Source organism: Bartonella rhinolophi, from assembly GCF_036576165.1.
In the GTDB taxonomy this organism is placed as follows: Bacteria; Pseudomonadota; Alphaproteobacteria; order Rhizobiales; family Rhizobiaceae; genus Bartonella.
In genome coordinates, this window is sequence record NZ_JBAFWY010000008.1 from 1 (window position 1) to 18752 (window position 18752).

11 protein-coding genes and 1 pseudogene are annotated in these 18752 nt (G+C 35.5%); 4 read left to right on the top strand and 8 right to left on the bottom strand.

The features are described from left to right. Positions 1-165 precede the first annotated feature (165 nt). Entirely contained in the window at positions 166-543 is a 378-nt protein-coding gene (locus V5N67_RS05520) for an iron-sulfur cluster assembly accessory protein (protein ID WP_332060901.1), read from the top strand. A 99-nt stretch (positions 544-642) separates the two neighbouring features. On the opposite strand, the pseudogene mazG reads toward V5N67_RS05520, so the two are convergent. From mazG to V5N67_RS05560, 8 genes and pseudogenes are all read right to left on the bottom strand, one after another. Then, positions 643-1442 (bottom strand): annotated as a pseudogene (mazG, locus tag V5N67_RS05525) (nucleoside triphosphate pyrophosphohydrolase). 38 nt (positions 1443-1480) lie between these two features. Next, positions 1481-2413, bottom strand: a complete 933-nt coding sequence (locus V5N67_RS05530) for a lipid A biosynthesis lauroyl acyltransferase (protein ID WP_442879247.1) — start codon at positions 2411-2413, stop codon at positions 1481-1483. A 3-nt stretch (positions 2414-2416) separates the two neighbouring features. Then, positions 2417-3445 (bottom strand): zinc-binding dehydrogenase, encoded by a 1029-nt coding sequence (locus V5N67_RS05535; RefSeq protein WP_332060902.1) that lies wholly within the window; start codon positions 3443-3445, stop codon positions 2417-2419. Positions 3446-3509: 64 nt separating this feature from the next. Continuing rightward, positions 3510-4784, bottom strand: coding sequence for a beta-ketoacyl-ACP synthase (locus V5N67_RS05540; RefSeq protein ID WP_332060903.1), 1275 nt, complete (start codon positions 4782-4784; stop codon positions 3510-3512). A gap of 14 nt (positions 4785-4798) precedes the next feature. Continuing rightward, positions 4799-5974, bottom strand: a complete 1176-nt coding sequence (locus V5N67_RS05545; RefSeq protein ID WP_332060904.1) for a beta-ketoacyl-ACP synthase — start codon at positions 5972-5974, stop codon at positions 4799-4801. Between the two features lie 20 nt (positions 5975-5994). Continuing rightward, the gene (locus V5N67_RS05550) at positions 5995-6270 is read right to left on the bottom strand and encodes an acyl carrier protein (RefSeq protein ID WP_332060905.1); all 276 of its coding nucleotides are present in this window, start codon (positions 6268-6270) and stop codon (positions 5995-5997) included. Positions 6271-6458: 188 nt separating this feature from the next. Further along, positions 6459-8792: an NADP-dependent malic enzyme gene (locus V5N67_RS05555; protein WP_332060906.1), complete on the bottom strand. Its 2334-nt coding sequence runs from the start codon at positions 8790-8792 to the stop codon at positions 6459-6461. 1041 nt (positions 8793-9833) lie between these two features. Further along, complete coding sequence (locus V5N67_RS05560) at positions 9834-14396, bottom strand: coiled-coil domain-containing protein (RefSeq protein WP_332060907.1); 4563 nt, start codon at positions 14394-14396, stop codon at positions 9834-9836. Between the two features lie 722 nt (positions 14397-15118). Here V5N67_RS05560 and hfq point away from each other — a divergent pair. From hfq to V5N67_RS05575, 3 genes are all read left to right on the top strand, one after another. Continuing rightward, entirely contained in the window at positions 15119-15358 is a 240-nt protein-coding gene (gene hfq / locus V5N67_RS05565) for an RNA chaperone Hfq (RefSeq protein WP_332060908.1), read from the top strand. A 110-nt stretch (positions 15359-15468) separates the two neighbouring features. Then, positions 15469-16758, top strand: coding sequence for a GTPase HflX (hflX, locus tag V5N67_RS05570; RefSeq protein ID WP_332060909.1), 1290 nt, complete (start codon positions 15469-15471; stop codon positions 16756-16758). Between the two features lie 142 nt (positions 16759-16900). Continuing rightward, entirely contained in the window at positions 16901-18664 is a 1764-nt protein-coding gene (locus V5N67_RS05575) for a hypothetical protein (RefSeq protein ID WP_332060910.1), read from the top strand. Positions 18665-18752: the final 88 nt, after the last annotated feature.

Here is an 18752-nt window from a genome sequence, read left to right on the forward strand (position 1 = left end):
ATATACTATTATAAATAAAATTTATGGTATATGCGTTTTTTATCTTATAAAAAAGGTTCAACGTATTTCAATTTATGCCTTGTTGTTCTGCTTTTAATATCCCAGATAATAAATTATCGTATAGAAAACTATTTAAAGTGCTGATTAGTAAGAAAAGAGTAAGAAATGAGCCGTTTTTCGGTAATAAATTTGACAGAAGCCGCAGTAGATCGTGTTAAAGCTATTATGGACACAAAACGCGCGCGTGGCATTCTTATTGGTATCAAAAAAGGTGGCTGTGCGGGGATGGAGTATACAATCACTCTTGTGATGGAAGAAATTCTGGATGCAGATGTTGTTGAAATTAACGGTGCTCGCGTTTTTATAGCACGCGATGCAGTATTATTTTTATTAGGAACGCAGGTGGATTATGAAGTGACAACACTTCGTTCTGGTTTTGTATTCAAAAATCCTAATCAACTTTCAGCATGTGGGTGTGGTGAATCAGTAGAACTTCGTCCTGCTTCGCAAAATCAGTTAAACGAAATATATGAAACTAATTGACCTTAGTAAAATTGCATTTAGTTAGTTGATATCTTCTTAATTTTTTGAAATGTATGATTTTCTTAATGTTTTTTCTTATTTTTCATTTTTATCCTTATCTTAAAGGATTTCTGTTTCATTTAAGGACGCATCAGATAGTATTGTTAGATTGTGTAGATAGCCTTTCTTCAATATAGGTAAAGCAATTTTGATATTTTGTATTTGCTTTTTTTAATGCTTTTTGTGAATCAATGTTCAGGTAGTGTGCGAGATTAAGCAGGGAAAAATAAAGATCACAGAATTTTTCTTCTATATCTGATGTTTTATCCTCTTTGATTGCGTCTTTGAATTGATGGAGTTCTTCTGCAAATTTTACAAAAGCCTCATGATTTTCATGCCAATCAAAATTCGCTTTTGCAGTTGCTTTTTGTAAAGCGATTATTTCTTGATCTGCGAATTGGATATGTTTAACTTTTGCAAAAATGTTTTTTGCAGGGTCAGTCGTTTAAGCTTGCTTCTTCGTTTCTTGTTTTTCGCTCAGTTTTTTCTATCTCTTTGATACGTTCCCATTCACCTTCTACAAAACCACGTTTTTTTTGCTCTGGGGTTCCAAAAACGTGAGGATGGCGACGAATCATTTTTGCAGTAATTGCGTAAACAACATCTTCAAAGGAAAAACTTCCTTCTTCTTCTGCAAGCGTAGCATGGTAAACCACTTGCAAAAGAAGATCACCAAGTTCATCGCAAAGATCCATTCGGTTTCCTCGCTTAATGGCATCGATAACCTCGTAAGTTTCTTCAAGAGTATAAGGTATGATGGATTCAAATGTTTGCTTTATATTCCAAACACAGCCATTATTATGATTTCTTAATGCTGCAACAATTGCAATAAGATCATTTATATTTTTTGATGCTAACATTTATACCTCTTCTATAAATGAAAAATGATATGGATATGTTATCTATCCCAACGTCTGTGTAGCCACATCCATTGACTAGGATATTCACGTACCCAACTTTCAACAATATCATTTAATTTTTGTGTAGAAGCAGCTATATCGATCTCATTTTTTTCATCAAGCGGAAGTGTTATACGTTCATATAACTCTAAACGATGCCGTCCTTTAGGAAGACGGATACAGCGCGCTGGATAAATATCACAATTATATTGTCGAGCAAGTTTTATAATTAAGGGGTTGGTTTTTAGTGGTCTGTTAAAAAATGTTCCTAAAATACCTCGGCGAAATTTTTGATCAACAAGCATGCCAACATTTTCACCTTTTGCTAATTTGGCTGCTAATGCCCAAGCTGCACCAGCCTTGGATGGGATAAGGTGTCCCATAGAAGTTTGTCGAGCTTTAAGAACTCGTTTTGCAATGTAGGGATTATTAGGTGGTCTAAATAAAACCGTAACATTAAGATCAAAACTTTGCGCACATATAGGAAGAAGTTCAAAATTTCCAGTATGAGCTGTAAAAAAAATATGCGGTTTTTTTTCATTTTTTAATCGCTGGAATATTTCTGCACCAGTAACTTCAATAAGACCTGGCTGGTCAGCATGAGGGTCAAAGTCAAAAATTTTATCAAGAAAAACATATTCAGCTAAGAACTGCCCTATATTTTCCCACATCTCTATTGCAATCGCATGGAGTTCTTGCTCTGTTTTTTCTGGATAAGCAGCTCTAAGATTAGTAAGCGCGATTTGGTGACGACGTGTAAGGGGACCAAATGTTTTTGCTAGCCAAGAAAAAAAAGAAAATCCAATGTTTGCAGGGAAATATTTTAGGATAAATAAAGAACCAATTAAAAGATGTCCCCACAACCAATAGAATGAATTTTTAGCTATAATTTTAATACGATACATAAAACTTTTAATAAAAAAATTTATCATGATTTAATTAATTTTGAGAATAATTTTACCAAAAACATCACGACTTTCCATTCGTTTTAATGCTGTGTCAATTTCATCAAATCCAACAATTGTATCAATGACAGGATGCACAATTTTTTGTGCCATTTTTTGCATAACGTTTTGCATGTTTTCCATACGACAGCCAAATGAACCGAATATCTTAAGTTGTTGCTGGAACAGCTGCATTAAATTCATAGATGCTGAAACACCAGAAGTAGAACCACAAGTTACTAAGCGCGCTCCTCGTTTCATACACAAAATAGAACCGTTCCATGTATCTGCACCTACATGCTCAAAAACAACGTCAACACCTTTTTTTTGGGTTAATTTACGGACAACACCTTCAAAACGATCTTTTTTGTAATTAATTACGTGATCTGCTCCAAGAGATTGTGCTTTTGCAATTTTTTCGTCTGAGCCTACAGTGGTAATAACTGTACATTGCATGTGTTTTGCGAGTTGAATAGCTGCTGAGCCAATACCAGAACCGCCTGCTTGTATGAGGATTGTTTCTCCCTTTTGTAGTTTTGCATTATCAAAAAGCATATGCTCTACAGTGCCAAAAGTAATGGGAGCAATAGCTGCTTGTAGTTCATTACATTCTGGAGGAGCTGGAACCAATAGACGCGCTGGTAAATTAACAAATTCACATGCAAAACCATCTAAATGAAAGCCGTAGACCCCCTTTACATGATTGCAAAGATTATCACGTCCTTCATGGCAAGCTTGGCATAATCCGCAGGTTTGTGCGCCATAAATTGAAACGATCTGTCCAAGTTTTAAATTGTCAACACCACTTCCCAATTGAGCAATCTCACCGGAAGCTTCTGCACCAATTATGAGCGGCATTTTTCTTTTAGCAAAGGCCATACCACGCCATCCCCATACATCAATATGATTAAGAGCAACAGCTTTTATACGTACTGTTACTTCATGAGGACTAGGTGGTGGAGGGGGGGTAATATCGGTAATTTTAAGCTGGCGCTCATCGAGTAGTTGCAGTGCACGCATTATCATTCCCCTTAAATATATATGCTATCAAATTAGATGTTACGAAGTTTGATTATTAAAAAGATTATCCTTTGTATGCTGTGATAACAAGACTAGTATTTTGACCACCAAATCCAAATGAATTTGATAAAACTGCATTGACACAGGCTTTTCGGCTATGGTTGGGAACAACATCTAAAGGGATAGAAGGATCAGGATGATCGTAATTAATTGTAGGAGGAAGTATTCCCGATTGAATGGTTAAAAGCGAAAAGACGGCTTCTATGGCACCTGCGGCGGTTAGTGTGTGCCCAATCATTGATTTATTAGAAGAGACTGGAATACGTTCTAAAATGTCGCCGAAGACTGTTGATAATGCGAGGTATTCCATTTTTTCATTTTCGGGTGTTGAGGTTCCATGTGCGTTAATATAATCAATTTCACTGGCAGTTATTTGGGCATCGTTTAAGGCTTTGCGCACTGATTCAATTGCTGGTGATGCATCAGGCTTTGAACGTGTACGATGAAAATCATCCGCTGTTTCTCCGCAACCAGCTAGAATTCCTAAAATTGTTGCGTTACGACTTAATGCGCTTTCAAGAGATTCAAGAACAAGAGCGCCTGATCCTTCTGCCATGACAAAACCATCTCGGTCACGGCTAAATGGTTTTGCTGCTTTTTCTGCAGGATCATTTTGAGTTGAAAGGGCTGATAATAACGAAAAGCGGATAAGAGATTCTGCTGAAACAGAGCCGTCTGTAGCAATTGTGAGCGCACGATTTGTCTCTTCTCGTCGAATAGATTCAATACCTAACTGAATTGCTGTTGCACCAGATGCACAAGCAGTTGAAAGGGTAATAGGAAGTCCCTTTGTTTTAAATTGTTTTTGAAGTTTCTCTGCAATAGCGCCAAATTGTGTGGTTTCAAAAAGTGCTTCGTGGTGTTTATGGCTGCAAACTTCAAGAAGGTTTCCATAAGAAGGTTTATTATTGCACATTCCCTCTTGAGCAAGAGCAAAGCGTGCTTCCCACTCAAGCTCCACGGGAGGAGCTGCTAAAAACAGTGATCCATTAAAATTGGCTTTATCAAGAGCAGCTTGTTCTAAAGCTTCCTTTGCTGCTAGATTAGCAAGTTTTTCAGAGAGCGCTGAAGCACCAAGTGTACTTTCTTTAAGAAAGTCAATTGTTCCAGCAATACGTGTATTTAAACCCTCAACAGGAAAGCGTGTTATTGTATGGATTCCACTTACACCGCTTGTTAATTTTTTCCAATTTTCATGTTTTCCTTGCCCCAGTGAGGTTACAATTCCTGCTCCAGTTATTGCTACAAGTGGACGTCCAAGATGATCGTTATATTTCACGGTAAAATTTCCCCTTAAGTAGCAGTTAAACGCACCATACCCTCAGCTCTTTTTATACCAATGGTAGTAGCAAATGCTTCATTCACCTCTTTAGAAAAAGGTTTTTCATGAATACTTAATGCTGGAAAGCTATGTTTTTTTTCAACAGCAATAGCAGAGAGTGCGAGTGCTAAAGGAAACTGCGCCTCTCGCATATAACCAAATAATGTTGTAATACCGCGATAAAATATACCAGTCTCATCAAGAGCACTTTGTTCTGCTTCTGTTACACTATGAAAACCTGAGGCAGCTGAAATAGTAAAAGAAGATTGAGCCTTTATTGCATCCAGCATTATTGCAATTGATTTTTTAAGTGGCGTTTTTGTTCTATCTGTTTGATCCGTGATAATTCGGTTAATTTCAGCATAAATACGTGCATTACGTTTTCTTGCATGTTCTTCACTTTCAAGAACCAAAAATACCCCACCAGAACCAGTTATGACACCACCACCAAGGCAATTTTTACGATCCCATACTGGCGTCCATCCATTGCGTGTTAAGAGACCTCCAAGTTCATGTGCCAACAACATATCATAGCTTTGTGCATTATAGGAACTTCCTACCAATGCATGTGTACTCTGTCCTGATCGAATACGAGCTGCAGCAACTTGAATAGCAGAAAGTCCACTGCCTTCTTCTCCCATGAAAGTACGAGAAGATCCTGTCACTTTATGAACAATGGAAATATTGCCAGCCAAAAGATTTGAAAGTTGTGCTAAAAATAAAGTAGGGCGCAGTTCAGTTGAAAGAGCAGAGTTTAGCATGGAAGCACTATCAGTGACTGTGCGTGCATGGGAAAGAATTTGCGTATCAACAACAATATCACGTTCTCCACCACCTGCTGCAACGATCATATCCATTGTCGATGTTAGCTGTTTATTATTTTTTATACCAGCATCGTCAAGAGCAAGACCTGCTGCGTAGACACCAAGACGTTGCCAAGTTCCCATTTGCCTCAGATCGCTTCGCTTTGGAATTTGTAAACTCCAGTCAACTTCAGGTAATTTATGGACAGTGTAGGGAGAAAAAGTTGTATCATCAAGGTTTGGTACGACTGTAGGATCATTTAAAATGTTCCAATGACAATCAACCCCTTCGCCCAAAGAGGTTATGAGTCCTATTCCAGTGATAAATACAGCTTGATTATGCATGGTAAAAGAAACTAAACAGCTTATTTTAAAGCAACGAGTTCATCAATTTTTGTGCAAAGATTTTTAAGAACAAAGTATTCTTCAGTTGCAACTGCTCCTTCATTGATCTCTTGTGTCCACTGTTCTAATGGAATTTTAATCCCAAAGGCTTTATCAATAGCAAAAACAATATCAAGAAAATCAAGACTATCGATCCCTAAATCATTAATCGTATGGCTTTCAGATGTGATCATGTTGCGATCAATTTCACTAATTTCTGCGATAATATCAGCAACTTTATCGAACGTAGAGGACAATGTATGATTCCTTATTGTGAAGTTAAAATAAATTTAAAATACGCCTAATTTTACTCTTTTAGCCTTTTTTTTCTTTAAAAAAAAGACTTAATCTAGAATATAGCTGCCTTTCGATATGGTAAAAGCGCTCATTGTATATGAAATATCTCATTTCAAAATTTAAAAAATTTTGAAATTTTATTATTATTTCACTTATTTTCATTTGCTTTATTACTGAACTTTTTTCTATTTGCAGCAAGTACTGCGAGAGCTGTCATATTAACCACTCCCCGCGAGGTTACTGAAGGTGTTAATATATGTACAGGATGTGCAGCTCCAATTAAGATAGGACCGACATGAAGCGCATTAGTTAGAATTTTAATAAGATTGAGTGCAATATTAGCTGCATCAAGTGTTGGAAAAACAAGCAAATTAGCTTCTCCTTTAAGACGCGAAGCAGGAAAAACACGATCACGAAAAATTTCAGAAAGTGCAGCATCTCCGTGCATTTCTCCATCAGCATCTAAATTTGGATATAATTTGGCAAGAATTTCGGTAGCGCGACGCATTTTACATGCACTCTCTGTATTTTTTGAGCCAAAATTTGAATGTGATAATAATGCCGCTTTTGGTGTTATGCCAAATGCCTCAATTTCTTGAGCTGCCAGTATTGTCATTTCTGCTATTTCTTCTGCAGAAGGATTTTCATTGACATAAGTATCTGTTAAAAAAAGAGTGCGATGTGAAGAGATAAGCAAACTAACAGAAGAAAAATGACTAACATTTGGATCAAGCCCAATAATTTGTTCAACCAATTCAAGATTTTGCTCAAAACGTCCTTCTAAACCGCAGATCATTGCATCAGCTTCTCCACGCATTACTGCAAGAGCAGCAATGGCTGTTGTTGATGTTCTTACGGTTGTTTTCGCAACTTCGGGCGAAACACCACGTCTTCCTGCATAATGAAGAAATAAATTAACATAATCACGAAAACGCGGATCATTTTCTGGATTTGTAAGTTCAAAATCTACGTTAGGGCGAATTTTTAAACCGAAGCGCTTTAACCTTTTCTCTACAACATGTGGACGACCAATGAGGAGAGGAATTGCAGTTTGTTCTTCAAGAACAACTTGCGCGGCACGAAGTACACGTTCATCTTCACCGTCGGCATAGATCACACGTTTACGTTTTGCTGTTTTTGCTGCTGCAAAAACGGGTTTCATAGTTAAGCCAGAACGGAACACAAATCGATTAAGAATGTCATGATAAGCTTCCATATTTTTAATTGGTCGAATTGCAACGCCAGTTTCCATTGCAGCTTTAGCAACCGCAGGGGCGATGCGTAGTATTAAGCGTGGATCAAAGGGGGAAGGGATAAGGTAGTCTGCTCCAAAGTTGGAAGGAGTTTTTGAATATGCACGTGCTGCAATATCTGAAGATTCTTCACGAGCAAGAGCTGAGATAGCATAAACTGCTGCTATTTTCATTTCTTCATTGATAGCAGTAGCGCCTACATCTAATGCACCACGGAAAATATAGGGAAAACAAAGAACATTATTAACTTGATTAGGGTAATCAGAACGTCCTGTACAGATCATAGCATCTGGTCGCACGGAACGTGCTTCTTCTGGCATAATTTCTGGTATTGGATTAGCCAGCGCTAAAATTAATGGATTTGGAGCCATTTTTTTTAGATATTCAGGCTTTAAAACACCACCTGCTGAAACACCTAAAAAAATATCTGCATTATCAATAATTTCGGATAAAGTCCGCGCATCAGTTTTTTGTGCATATTTGACTTTCCAGCGATCCATAAGTGTCTCGCGTCCTTCATAAACGACTCCCTCTAAGTCACTAAGCCAAATATTTTCAATTTTTGCGCCAAGGCTAACTAAAAGATTAATACAAGCCAGAGCTGCAGCGCCTGCACCTGAGGCAACTATTTTTGCATTTTCAATTTTTTTCCCAGCAAGATTCAATGCATTTAGTACTGCTGCAGAAACAATAATCGCAGTTCCATGTTGATCATCATGAAAAACTGGAATGTTCATTTTAGCACGAAGTTTTTCTTCGATTTCGAAACATTCAGGAGCTTTGATGTCTTCAAGATTAACGCCACCAAATGTAGGTTCTAAAGCGGATATAGTTTCCACTATTTTTTCAATGTCTTGTGCATCAATTTCAATATCAAAAACATCGATATTTGCAAATTTTTTAAATAAAACAGCTTTTCCTTCCATGACTGGCTTTGAAGCAAGTGGACCAATATTTCCCAATCCAAGGACAGCTGTTCCATTGGATATCACAGCAACTAAATTAGAACGAGAAGTATATTGAGCAGCAAGAGTGGGATCTTCATAAATTGCAATACATGGCGCTGCAACACCTGGGGAATAAGCAAGAGCTAAATCACGTTGGTTATCGAGGGGTGTTGTCGCTTGAATTTCTAATTTTCCAGGTTTGGGGTATTGGTGATAAAAAAGTGCTGCGTTGTCACGTTCAGTTTTTTGTGAGCTGAAGTTATTACTTTGTTTTGTAGACATTTTTGCGATATCCAAGTTAATATACGTTTATAGATTGTACTTCCATTTGCAATGAGCTCTCATCCACCCCGAGATTTGACTTTTCTGAATACAAATATACAGAGTTAAAAGAAAATTTTTCTAGATCATTAAATTAGTTTTATGTTTCTTTTTGTTTGCGTTAATTAGCAGTTTCATCAACATTGGCACTTATTATTTTTTCCTTAACATAAACTAGCAGAAGTCACTTTAAAAGTTAGTAAAGCATTACTGACGACTACCTTATCAAGCCGTTATTTTTTTTGCAATGCTCACAAAAAAGGATATGAAAAGAACTAAAAAGAGTTGATTATTCATTAAACCTAATTTTTATAAGTATATACTTGATTTAAATTCCCATTAAATGAATATAGTTTATAAAATAATGTTTATTGCTTTTTGAATATTCGTATACTTTTTAAAAAAGGCTGGCAAGTTGATAGTAAAAGTATTGTTGTTTATTATTTAATAAAGGTAAAGACAGCGTCTTTATGGTTAGGGTTGTATTAAATTTTAAATACGCTTGCAAAATAAAATTGGACACTGATGAAGTGGATAGGGCAGGTATGTAGGCCAATTTAATGAATATTTCAGCGAATAAAAATTTAACTGAAATCATTGTTGAGCATTTTATAAATGATGATAGCCTTTATAGGATATTTTATATGAGAAAAAGTGGAAGAGATGAGAGAAGGCGGACAGAGAAGAGGTGTTATGTATAGTTAAAATAGTAAATCATAAACTGAATTTGACAGCGCAGTGCTTTTTTATCGCCAACACCACAAATCTAATAAACTCAAACGATAAAACCTTTCTGATAACCAAGATGGCCTAAAGTTTTTTAGCATTTGAATGACCATTTTAAATATGATGATTATTAAAATATCATAAAAAACTAATGTGCATCTCTCTATAACTTTGATGTACTACGCTATAATTTTACCTCATAAATAATTATGAATTATAAATATTATTAAAAAAGAAAAAAGTGGAAAAAAACATCCTTTCCCACTTTTTATTCTCTTATTGAATGCGTCCGCTTGCATGGGCAAGCATAGTATAAACTTTCCCAGTATCTGATATGAGATATTTCCGAACTGAGCGAGAATCACCAGAGTTTCGAGATATATTGCGTAACAATTTTTCAAAATCTACAATATATTGATTAACGGAACGTCTAAAATCTGTATCATTCATGTATTTTTTCTTAATCATTTCAAATATCATTTTCCCATTTAAGGTATAAAGATGCTCTGTTACGATATTGGTTTGTCCACGTCGATAATGATCCCATAACTCAACAATAGCATTGTGATTGATAGCTTGCACTATCCTTGTCGCTAATGAATGAAGAGACCCATTCGTAAGACGAGACTTTGTTTGTACTGATGCTACAGCAGGATCATCAGTTGTTTTTTCATATAATGCTTCTTCACGAGAAACTCTTTCTAGGAGATTTGATACCCATTTATTTTGTCTTTTTTTGTTCTGATCTTGCTGAAAAACAGGTCTAGGTGGCACTATTTTCTTCATGGTGTCAGAAGACACATTCTCGCTCTTATTAGATGTTGGCGATGTAAGATTTGCAGATGTTAGTTGATTTTTTACATTATTTTGATCACTTTTTTGTATAGCATTTGCCAAATCTTTTAGTGCGGTGATTTGTTCATTCAAAGCATAGCGAATTGTTTGCGTTGTTTCTTTTGTTTTTTCTGGCAGATTTTGAACGCTTTCATTAATATCGTCGCTAATTTTTGAAATTTCTGAGCGAATTTCATATGCTGAGCGGCGTATATTTTCTGCTGCACCTGAAAAACGTGTCGAGGCTTCATTAATAAGCTGATTAAGCGATTGTTGGAATGAATATGTGGAATTACGCGCATTTTCATCGGTGCGTTCAAACGCTACACTAAGAACATTTTCATAATGTTTAATTAATTGGTTGATTTCATCAGACTTCGACACAAGAGCATTACTTAATGCAGATAGAGCATTATGTTTTTCTTCAAGCGTTATGCTGAGTGCATTTTCGGATTGTTCAAGAACGCGAATGGTATCAGAAAGTGTCTTAGCATGTTTTCCGAAATCATTCGTTATATGGCTAATTTTATCAAATGTATTTTGTGAGAGTCCTTGCAAAATATCCACATTGTTATTGAGTGCTTTACCTGAAGCTGACAAATGTTCTGCTACTTTGTTAGTTTTGTGGAAGAAACTATTTGCAGTTTCATTAAACCGACCATCAATATTTTGAACTGCTGATATCAAAACATTACTATTCTCATGAATATTATAAATCGATTGATTCAATTGCTCAAGAATGGATGAAATATTACTGATAAGATCCTCCTTCATAGCCGTTACGGTTTGAATAGTTTCAGAATTGGTTTTTGTTAAAGTGTTCACTAAAGATTCACTTTGCGCATAAATTCTTTGTTCGGCATTTTGTGTTGAAAGAGAAAGCTGTTCGCTGACATGCTGCGTTAAATGACCAATTGATTCAGTTGTGTTCTGTGCAGCTTGATTTAAGTAATTTGTCAATTCTGTTAGCGTCCCAACATGTTTGGAAATTTGGGTAGCTGTCTGATTTTCTGCTTCTTCCAAACGATTACTTACATTAGAAAGTTGATCTCCTAGATTATTTTGAAGATTTTGCATGGAATGATGAAGAACATTACAGCGTTCATTGAGTACTTGTTCAATTGTTGTTGCTGAAGTATGAATTGTTTCATTCAGCAATATTTGTGCATTATGACTTGCTGTTGCAAATGCCTCTACAGTGTGAGCTGTCTGCTCGGACAAAACAGAAAGCACTTTTTCACTGGTATCATGAATTGTTTGTTTAACGCTTGATACAATACGATTGCCAGATTCTGAAAGAATATTCTCTGCTTTTACGGCAACATTAGCAACAGATGAAATTATTTGTTCACCCGTAGAAGAAAGAACATCAGAGGCTTTTACAATTTTATCATGCAAGCTGCCTGTGACTGTATTAACAGAATCTTCTAATGTTACACGTATATTATTGACGTTTGTTTCCAAAGCTTTTTGAATTGCTTGGCTTTGCTCATTGTTAAAGGTAATAGATTTTTGTAATGTATCAGAACGTTCTTCAAGGGCGGATGTTTGTATCTCGATAGTTTCACAGACTCGACCAAGTTTTTCAGACAACGTTTCTTCTAGTGTAGCCGCGCATTCAAAAATTTTACGCGCACGAATTTCTAAATTTTCGTCAAACGATCCCATGTGTACTTGAAGAGATTCAAAGAATGTACCGTTGGACTGAGCAAGAGTATTCTTTAAAAGTTCAGTATGTCCCTCAAGGTTTCTAAGATGCCCTTGAACGGTTTCAGTAATACTTTTGTTATTAGTGATAATTGCATTTTCAACAAAACTCATCTGTTGCTTTAACGCAGCATCAACATGGATATCACTTTTTTCAATAAGGTTATGGATCGTTTCCATACGTTGTTCGAGTGTACGTGCTTGATCTGCAAGAACTTGGTTAAGAGAGAAACTGTTAATAGCCAAAGAATCACGCAGTGCATCAGCACGTATATCAATATTTCTAGCTTGTGCTTCTAACGCATCTTTAGTTGTATTACAGCTTTGTGTAATAACTTCTTGTAGTTTTTCTGTGCATTGCATTACATTTGTGGCGTGCTTTTCAGCATGTTGGTCAACGATTTGAGCATTATCACTCAAAACTTTTTCAAAATTTGAAGCATTTTGAGCCAAGACATCAATATGATTTTTAAATGTATCAGCGATTTGATCTTTTCCTTTGTCAAGCATATTTGCCATCATATCGCGTTGATCAGCAAGCTGTAATTTTAGATCTTGAGAGCGTTCTTGTACGATATCAATAATTGCATTATCGACATTTTTAATTTCTTCTTTCAGCATTTCTTTGCTTTTTTGGACTGCAGAAAGAATATTGTCGTGTCCAATTGTGAACACATCGGTGATATCAGCCGTTTTTTCTTTGAGATTTGTATTAATGCGCAAAGTATGAGCTTCCAAGAAGTCACCAAGCTTTTCAGCATTATCTTCTAAGACTTGGCTGCGAGCAATGAAAGATTCGATTATGGAATCTCCATGTTTTTTAAGAGAAAGATCAACGGTTGCTAAACGATTTTCAAAAGCTTTAATTGCTTCTGAAGTTACGTTATCAAATTTAGAAGAGAGTTTATGCGATTGCTCATCGAGTTGCATAATTTTTTCATCAAAACTCTGCAAAGATTGATTATTGCGATCAATAATATTTGCATCTAATGTTTTAAATTTTTCGTCCACACTGTGTAGAGTCTGTTCTGTTGCAGCTTGTATATGCGTTGCAATTTTCGCTATATGCATTTCAGCTTTAGCGGCTGCTTCATTAAAGGTTTTCTCTATCTGCTTTTCATTGTTATCAAAACGTTCTGAAAAACCATCAAAGTTTTTTCCTAACTCATCGAAAAAATTTATATTTTTTTGCTGAATCTGTGTTGTAGTTTCATTAAATTTTTCAACAAGCTGATTGGTCACACCATCGCCTGTATAGGAAAGTTTTGCGACTAGGTCTTCTCCCTGTTTTTGTAAAGTCTGAGAGAGGGTTTGCGCAAGCTTTTCAACATTGGTTACAATTTTAGATGTAACCAAACCAAACTCATCACTCAGTTTTTCTTGTGTTCCTTTAATTGTTGATTGTACGCGATCGGCATGATTCAGAATAGCTACGCGTTCATTGCTCAATTCTTTGATTAATGTATGAATGCGCGATTCATTTTCAGCGTAGGCTTGTTCCAAGTTATGAACTTCACCTTGTATAATTGCTTCAAGTTCAACAGCACGTCCAAGGGTGCGTTCAATTCCCTCGTTCATTGCAGCGACTTCTTCACGAATAGTTTGTCCTATAGCAATTGCTTGTTTTTCAGATATATGTTGCGGTTCACTAAGGCGTTGAGCAGCACTTGTCATAAGAACAGCAATATTGCGCAACTCATTTGAACGTTTTGTTAATTGAGCAAATCCCCATGACATAAGGATAGGAATTACTGTTCCCGCTGCTACAGCTAGCCCAGTTGGAGATGTCAAAAAAGTGGTAATATCCGATAAAGAGTTGAACCCAGCAGGGGCTAGCTTATGGGCGACAAAAGCACCTCCTGCTGTCCATAGAGCACTAAGCGCTGTTGTACTCCAATAAATCCGAGAAACAGATTTTTGTTTTAGTAATTCAAAATTTAAAGAGTTTGTTATATCATCATTATCAGGATGAAGTTGCGTAGACAATAACGTATTATGTACAGTACCACCTGAAAGTTCATGCGCAGGTTTGTTTGCAAAAAGTTGCTCAACAACTGCTTCATCAATAACAGCATTATCATGAGCTTCCGAAATAAGAGCTGAAGTATCATTTTTAGCAAAAGCCTCTTGTTCCGCCAGTGTAATTTTTTGTATCAAGTCATCTACATTAACGACATTTTCAGAATCGTTTGACAGTATTGTTTCAACCATCGTGTCATTAAAGTTACAATCCATAGCTTTTGTTAAAGCTTCTTCAACCTCAACTTCAAATGCTTTTAATTTGGTTCTGCGTGCCATACTCGCCTCGTACTCTACACATGGAAAAAGGATGATACGTCTTCCTCCCGATATCCCTGTATACTAGCCGTTAATTATTTAGAAAGGAATATGTTCAAGGCAAAATTTTGAAAACTTATCAATATAAAGTTAACGCGGGTCTTGTTTTTCATTTAAAATTAGTAAAAAAATCATTAAAAACAATGTGGTAAAGGATCATTCTTAAAATAAAATACTGTTTATAATTTTAGCTTATAGATGAGACATAGATCGATTTATTCAAACAAAGGGTAATTTTGTAAAAATTATAATATGCAAAATATTTAAAAGTTTTGCAAGGTAGGGTGGTGTATAAGTTTTGAGTATCTCTCTTTGATTATTATAATATTTTATGATTTATAATATTGTGATAGCAATTTTTATGACTTTTGAACGAAAAAAATTGGTTACTTTTCCTTTTAAATGCACATAACTTTACCTATCTCAAAGATATATCATATACATCAATGTTTTGAGCATAAAATAAAAATTCAGATTTTAATAATAGTTTTATGAAAAAAACTTGTCATGTTTCTTGATGGAGCTCACTAACTGTGATGCTCATTTCTTTAAAATAGTGGCTTTTTTTTAATATTAAGCAATATTTTGCTAAATTTTAATGCTATTACGTTGACAATTGGGTATTTTTCAGTCGATATGTGCGCACGAATATTTTATGCAGTTCGAAAAAAGGTGTAAAAATAATGGCAGAACGATCACAGCACCTGCAAGATGTATTTTTAAATACGCTTCGCAAGCAAAAAATTTCTCTTACAATTTTTCTTGTGAACGGTGTTAAATTAACAGGGATTGTAACGTCATTTGATAATTTTTGTGTCCTTTTACGCCGTGATGGGCATGTCCAATTAGTTTACAAACATGCCATTTCTACAATTATGCCTGGACAATCTATACAAATGTTTGAAGGTGAAAATTCCGAATAAATAAACTCTCCTTACTGCAAATTTTCTATCTCGTTTAAAATGCTATGTCAATTAAAAATCATAGATGGAAATGAGAGAAATTTGGAGAATTTTTATAGGTTGTATAACAAGTGCGCGCTGTTGTTTTGGTACCTATTTGCTATGAAAGCAAAAGTGAAAAAATTTCACGTGAATGTTCATTGTCTTCTCGGGTCAAAGAGGCGTTAGGATTAGCGCGTGCTATAAGGTTGGATGTCGTTCATCATGAAACGGTTAATATCACTACGCAGCGTCCCGCGACTTTGTTTGGGAGGGGCAAGGTAGATGCGCTTGCCCATTATATAAGCGAGTATGGTATTGAACTTGCAATTGTGGATTACTTTTTAACACCAGTACAGCAGCGTAATTTAGAAAAATTATGGAACTGCAAGGTTATTGATAGAACAGCTTTGATTCTTGAAATTTTTGGGGATCGTGCGCGAACAAAAGAAGGGGTTTTACAAGTTGAGTTAGCGCATTTATCTTATCAAAAAAGTCGTCTTGTTCGTAGCTGGACGCATTTAGAAAGGCAGCGTGGGGGGCGTGGTTTTTTAGGTGGTCCTGGTGAAACGCAGATTGAAGCGGACAAGCGCCTTTTACAAGACAAAATTGTTCGTATTCGTCGCGAATTGACAACAGTTGTTAAAACACGTGCTCTTCATCGAGCTAAAAGGAAAAAAAATTCTTACCCTGTTGTCGCTTTGGTAGGGTATACCAATACAGGAAAATCTACTCTTTTTAACTGTTTAAGTGGTGCAGATGTTTTAACAAAGAATATGTTGTTTGCAACGCTTGATCCAACTTTGCGCAAAGTTATTCTTCCTCATGGAAAAACTATTCTTTTATCTGACACTGTGGGCTTTGTTTCTAATTTACCAACGCATTTGATTGCAGCCTTTAGAGCAACTCTTGAAGAAGTTGTTGAGGCTGACCTCATCCTTCATGTAAGAGATATGTCTGATCTTGATCATCGTGCTCATGCCCAAGATGTTTTAGAAGTGCTTTCAAGCCTTGGTGTTGATATTGATAATACAGAGCATATTATGGAAGTTTGGAATAAGATCGATGTGTTGGATGAGCATGCGTTGAATGTTTTGCAAACAAGTGCAAAAACGTTGTCAAATCCTGCTATAATGGTATCAGCACTTACGGGTGAGGGAGTGGGGCAGTTATTAATGAAAATTGAAGAGCGAATTTTTGGGGAAATGCAAAGCATTGAATGTACTTTAAAACCTCATGAAATGCCGCTTATTAATTGGTTTTATGAAAATTCTAGTGAAATAACTCAGGAAGGACATGATGATGGGTCTGTGACCATTAAAGCAGTACTAACCTTTGAAGCAAAAAATCGATTAAATCATATCAAGCAAAATATGAATTAAAGATATTTTTGAAATGTAGTTGAATATTTTTCTTAATTTTTACGTTTTACTTATCTCATAATAATATAAATTCAAGTTAAGAGGATAGTTACTACTTTACCTTAATAAAAAATATGAAATTACTTTATTGGTTAAAATAAAAATGAATTTTAAGTGCGATAAAAAACTGTTGGTACGCATCGTACCGCGAAGCATTTTGATCGTTTTGCTGTTAGCAATGCTATGTGTATTTTTGATTTGTTTGTATTATGCTGCTCAACCACGGGGCTATCGAGCAAGTTTGACATTTTCATTATCTGATTCTATGGGAAAGCCGTTGGCAATTGATCAGCAAAATAATATCACTGCGCTTTTATTATTGCAGCCTGTAATTTTAAATGATTCAAATTTACAAAATTTTTTTCTTGAGGGTTTTTATAAGAAAAATTTTCGTGAAAATATCCGTTTATTCCGCAATGGCAATCTAATCAGCTTTGCTTTTGAAGCTGGAACGATTGAATCTGCTCAACAGGGATTAAAAACTTGGTTCTCTACATTTTCAAAGGCAATTGTCAAACAGAATCAAAAATTATTACTTATAGAACCACAAGTTGACCAACAATATGATAATGCTGCAATATTAAATATAGTGCAGGAATTTCGCTCATCTGTTGCTTCTTTCATTCATCAGGATGCAAAAAAAACTGAGCTTAATGATCTTTATATGCAGTTAACAGGAGCAACTTTAAAGCGTATTCATTTAACGAGTTTAAATTCAGCGATTAAGATGATGCGCGAAAATGGGCAATCTTTATTGTCTTTATCATTTATTGCAAGCAATTCAGCAATTGCTGCATTAGAATCTAAGCGTAATCTTTTAGAAACACAAAAAGCGCATATGACTGCACAATTAGGTTGGACACACCCTCAAATCAAGGCATTGATTGCGGAATCAGAAGCACTTTCTCGTCAATTGGAAAATAAAATTTTACAGATTACTGATCAAATTCATGTAGATGAGGTTATTGCAAGAGATTTTGAAAAACAGCTAAAAGAAAGAATTAGTTTTTTCATAAAAGATCATTCTCAATCTTTAAGTCAAATATTTAATGAGCTAGAAGATAAAATAAGAGCGATTGTAGAGGCGCAAAATAAAATAACAAGTAAGTCTTCTTCACTGCAGAATATAAAAATTCAAGTAGTTGTTCCAGCAACGCTCATGCCAATTTCTTTTATAACTCTTTACGGAAAAAGTATTATTGTTAGTATATTTACAAGCTTGATCATTCTCTTGGGAGGACTATTATTGTTTCAGCAATACTTTCAAACAAAAAAAAGTCAATCAGAGGAAAACAGTTTTGAAAGTGGTAAAGGAAGTTTGGTATCTAAGGGAATAAAAGGTCTTGAAACGTTTATTACAATCGAGGGATTATCAAATTTTTTAAAATGGCGAACCTCAACAGTGGTTTCAATAATTGGACCAGAATCTGCGCGGATGGCAGCAAAATTATCTCTTCATCTCACAAAAGAGCAAAAAACAATTTTATTAGTGGATATTTCTGGTCAAGAAATAGAGAAGGTGATTGGCCCACACCGAGGATTGAGCGATATTTTAATGGGGAATGCGCAGCTGCAGGATGTTGTTTATCGTGATTATGATACAGGGATTGATATTCTTCCCCAAGGGTTAAAAAATATTGCTTATGTACAAGATTTTTCGAACAGTATTCCTAATATATTACAAGAATTTAAAAAAGACTATGACTTTGTCATTTTAGAAATAGCAAGTGAGCCTAAATATGGATTCAAGCAGTTTGCGGAATTAACAGATTATTACATTTGTAGTGTTGCTCTTAGTGAACAAAATTGGATGATGCAAATGGTGAATAGTTTTCCAAAAACTGTTTATCGTATAATTACATCGTAAATGTTGCAAAATAAAAGCGCTAATTGCATGTTATAGCTAATATGCTTTGTTTTTTTGCTAAAGTTGCAGTACTTAATAAATTCGTTAA